The sequence below is a fragment of the Actinoalloteichus spitiensis RMV-1378 genome (assembly GCF_000239155.1).
Lineage (GTDB): Bacteria > Actinomycetota > Actinomycetes > Mycobacteriales > Pseudonocardiaceae > Actinoalloteichus_B > Actinoalloteichus_B spitiensis.
The window spans coordinates 1-4,328 of record NZ_AGVX02000208.1; the positions used below are offsets into that span (position 1 = coordinate 1).

Sequence of the window (4,328 nt, forward strand, 5' to 3'; positions counted from 1 at the left end):
GGCGGCCTTCCGCACCGCCCATGGCCTCCGCTACCCGCTGATGGCCGGCGCGATGGCTGGCGGCATCGGGTCCGAGGAGCTGGTCGTGGAGCTCGCCCGCTCCGGGAGCCTCGGGTCGTTCGGGGCGGCCGGCCTGGCACCGGAGCGGATCGAGCGGGCGCTCACCCGGTTCGAACGGGAGATCCCCGGGCTGCCCTTCGCCTGCAACCTCATCCACAGTCCGAGCGAGAGCGGACTGGAACGGGCCTGTGTCGAGCTCTACCTCGCCAGGGGGGTGCGGTGCATCGAGGCCTCGGCGTTCCTGGAACTCACCACGAACGTGGTCCGCTACCGGGTGGCCGGCCTGAGCCGGGGCGAGAACGGTGAGGTGGTGGTCGGGAACCGGGTGATCGCCAAGGTGTCCCGACCCGAGGTGGCCCGGCGGTTCCTCTCGCCGCCGCCACCGGAGAAGGTGCGGGAGCTGCTCGAGCGGGGGCTGGTCACCCCCGAGCAGGCGGAACTGGCCCGGACCGTGCCCATGGCGGACGACATCACGGTGGAGGGGGACTCCGGGGGCCACACCGACCGCCGGCCGCTGTTGGCGCTCTTCCCGATCTTCCACCGGTTGCGCAACCGCGTCCGGGCCGACCAGCGCCTCGCGACGGCCACCAGGCTCGGCGCCGCCGGCGGGCTCGGTACCCCGGAGGCGGTGGCCGCCGCGTTCACCCTCGGAGCCGACTACGTCGTCACCGGCTCGGTCAACCAGGCCTGCGTCGAGTCGGGCACCTCCGAGCGGGTGCGCCGGCTCCTGTGCGCCGCCGACGTCGCGGACTGCGCGATGGCTCCCGCCGCCGACATGTTCGAACTCGGCGTGGAGCTCCAGGTGCTGCGCAGGGGGACCATGTTCGCCCAGCGCGCCCGGCGGCTCTCCGAGCTCTACCGGGCCTACTCGGGTCTGCACGAGCTCCCCAGCGTGGAACGGTCCATATTGGAGAAACAGGTGCTGCGCCGGTCGGTGGACGAGGTCTGGCGGGAGGTGGTCGAGTACTTCTCGGCTCGCGACCCGGCCCAGGTGGAACGGGCGGGGAACGACCCGAAGCGGAAGATGGCGCTGGTCTTCCGGTGGTACCTGGGCCTGACGTCCCGGTGGGCCGTCGAGGGCCGGCAGGAGCGGGCCATCGACTACCAGGTCTGGTGCGGTCCCTCGATGGGCGCCTTCAACGACTGGGTGCGGGGGACCTACCTCTCCGCGCCGGAGAACCGCCGGGTCGCCGAGGTGTCCTGGCACCTGCTGCGGGGCGCGGCGTTCAGCACCCGGGTCGCCCAGCTCGCCGCCGCCGGGGTCCGGTTGCCGGTCGGCTGCCGGGACTACCGCCCCGCCCCCGTGCTGAACCGCCGGTCCCCGGAAACGGCGGTGGTGCGGTGACCGAGGTGGCGGACACCGGCCCCGTGGCCGGACCGGGCACGGACGGGCGGGTCGGCGCGGCCCTGGCCCGGCGCCACCTCCCGGCGAGCGAGCTCGAAGCCCGGCTCGGGGCCGCACACGACCCGGCGAACCCGGCGGGATTCGGTGGCATGGTCGCCCGGGACGCCGCCGGAGCACGGCCGGTCGGTCTCGCCGACGTCGCCGGCGGGCCGCTGCGCCGCGTGTTCGCCCCGCGCACGGGCCGCGAGCGACTGGACCTCGACCAGGCCCTGCTGGTGGTGCGGGTGGCGGCCCGCCGGGACGTCACCGTCATGCCCGCCACCATGTTCAACATCACGGCCGTCACCCAGGTCCTCCTCGCCGGCCGCCCCGATCAGCGGGACCGCGTCCTGGCCGTGACCGAGGCCGGCGGATCGCTGGGTTTCGCTGGCCTCGAGGAGGACGCTCCCGACCTGTTCTCCACACGCTGCCACCTCGGGAGGGGAGGCAGCGGTCACCTGCTCGACGGTGGCAAGTGGCTCGTCGGGTTGGCGAACGACCTCGACGGGCTCGTCGTCCTGTGTCACGACGGCGGGCGAGGGCCGACGGCCTTCTCCCTGGTGCTGCTCGACGAGGAGTCCGCGCGTGCCGCGCGTTGCCCCGCCGACAGCCGTGCGTCCGGGTTCCGGGGCGTCAGCTTCGGCCGGTTCCGCTTCACCGGGCTCCCCGTGCGCGCCGACCAACTGGTCGGCCGGCAGGGGGAAGGCATGGAGATCACCCTCCGCTCCCTGCAGGTGGTGCGGCTGGTCAGCCTCGCGGCGGGCCTCGCCGGCGGCGACACCGCACTCCGGCTGGCCTGGCAGCACGCCTCGGGCGGAGCGCGGCGGGGGCTCCGGGACGGCCCGGACGCGGTGACCACCCACGATCTGGCGGTGGCCGTGACGGCGCTGGTCGCCGCCGACCTGGTCTCGGTCATCGCGGTCCGCGCGGCGCAGGCCGTCCCCGGCTGGGCCGCCACCGGCGCCGCCCTGGCCAAACGCCTGGTGGGCGAATTGACCTCGGAGGTGGTGGGCCGTTGTTCGGACGTCCTCGGGATGCGGGGACTGCTCACCGACGGGCCGCTGCGCGCCTTCGACGTGGTACGCCGCGACCTCGCCGTCGCCCGGTACGTCGACACCGCACCGCTGGACCTGGTGCGCGAGCTCGGTACCCGGCTGGACGCCGCGCACCGCACCCCGGGAGCCGACCGGAGGGCGGACCCCGGCCTGATGTCCCGTGTCTGCGCCCTGGACGGCCACCTCCCGCCGTTCGAGCTCGCCGGGTTCACCCTGGCCTCGCCGCGTCCCGACCCGCTGGTACCCGCCCTGCTCGCCGCGGCCCCCAGCATCAGGGCGTGCCTCGCCGGGCTGGGGCAGCAGGGCCGGGACGCGCTCGCGGCGTTCACGGCGCTGCTCACCGAACTCGGGCTCGACGGCCGGGGCGCCGCCCCCGACGCCGGACACGAGAGCACGGTGAGCCGGGTCGACCGGCACTGCGCGCTGTGGGCCGGAGCCGCGGCAGTCCTGACCTGGTGGGGCAACCGGGAACTCCCCCTGTTCGGGCTGTCTCCCGGCGCGGTCGACTGGCTCGTTCCCGTGCTCGACTTGGTGTTGGGGTGTGCCCGGGGCGGCCGCTTCCGCCTGCGCTCGAGATCGGTGGACCAGGCCTTGGTGGTTGGGCGCGCGCTCCTCGACGGTGACCGCCTGGTGTCGGCGGTGGCACTGCCCCTCGCCGGGGCGGTGGCGGCCGAGCGCGGGAGCGGGGGCGCCCGCTTCGCGGCCCCGGTGCCCCAACGGTGACAGCCCGGGCCGGTGCACGGGCAGGACGCTGCCGCGGCCCGGAGGTCACCTCCGCTGGGTACACCTGGACGGAGGTGCACGGGGCACACCGGCCACCGACCACCCTCGTCCGGGCCGGCCCGCCGCGGTACCCCGGACGGACGAGCGCGGCGGCGAGCCGACGGACACCGGGCGCTGGCCTCGCGGTGCTGCCCGGGACGAGCCGTCGTGCTCGGCAAGGACAGGCCAGGTCGGGAAGGACAGGCCTGGTCAGGGCCGCCGGCGGGGGTCCCCGCGGAGCACGACCGATGTGCTGATCGGTGCGGGAGGTGGCGGCAGTGGCGAGGCTCCTCCGCCACCGGGCGGCGTGCTGAGCTGGCGTGCCCGTGAGCCGCTGCCGGGAAGGGCATCGTCCGGCCCCGGCTGGGTAGACCCTGGAGCGGGTGGTCGCGGCCCGGCCACCTCGGCGGGCTCGTGCCGATCAGGGGAGTGGGGACGATGAAGGGCCAAGCCCTGCAGGAGACAGCGCGGCGGTGTGCGCGGAGACTCCCGGGAACCACGCTGTACTCCTTCGAGCCCGGCTGGGAGGCGTGCAGGGTCCTCGAGAAATGGTTCCTGCTGATGACCGAGGTCCCACGGCGTTCCCGGGTGCGGGACGCCAGGATCGTGGCTGGCCAGCCGGTCGTGATCGTCAAGGCCGACCCGAGCGACGTGGCAGCGCTTCGTGAGGCGCACGCGGACATCACCGCCGGTTACCACATGAACAAGAGGTACTGGATCACGCTGGCTCCCGGCGACTCCCTCGACGCGGAGCTGGTCGAGGAACTGGTGACCGAGTCCTACCGCCTCGTGCTCGCCACGCTGCCCCGCTCGCGTCGCCCCGTCGACCCGGAGGCGGTGGGTGCCTGACCGTGAGCCGCACCGCTGGACCTGGCCGGCAGGACGGCGTGGCACGTCGCCCGCGACACGGCCACCGAACTGCCTGGCGTCACCCGGGGGCGGTGGTCCTTCGTGGACGAGCTGGGCGTGGACACGGTGTCGCAGCGTGAGCGCCAGGGCCTTCCTCGGCGGCTGTGGTGGGTGGGCACCGCGTCCTGCTCGCGGTGGCGGGCGGTCACCCCGACCCC

The 4,328-nt window shown here is 74.8% G+C and carries 3 protein-coding genes; all 3 read left to right on the forward strand.

The genetic code is table 11. The features are described from left to right. On the forward strand, positions 1 to 1,405 hold a 1,405-nt coding region (locus tag ACTIDRAF_RS28220), incomplete at its 5' end, for a PfaD family polyunsaturated fatty acid/polyketide biosynthesis protein (RefSeq protein WP_016698711.1). Beyond that, positions 1,402 to 3,222 carry an acyl-CoA dehydrogenase family protein gene (locus ACTIDRAF_RS28225; RefSeq protein WP_016698712.1) on the forward strand — a complete coding sequence of 607 codons (1,821 nt, stop codon included), beginning with the start codon at positions 1,402 to 1,404 and terminating at the stop codon, positions 3,220 to 3,222. The genes ACTIDRAF_RS28220 and ACTIDRAF_RS28225, both read left to right, overlap by 4 nt. Positions 3,223 to 3,699: 477 nt before the next feature. Further along, on the forward strand, positions 3,700 to 4,110 hold the full coding sequence (locus ACTIDRAF_RS0210590) for an MmcQ/YjbR family DNA-binding protein (protein WP_016698713.1): 411 nt from the start codon (positions 3,700 to 3,702) through the stop codon (positions 4,108 to 4,110). Positions 4,111 to 4,328: the final 218 nt, after the last annotated feature.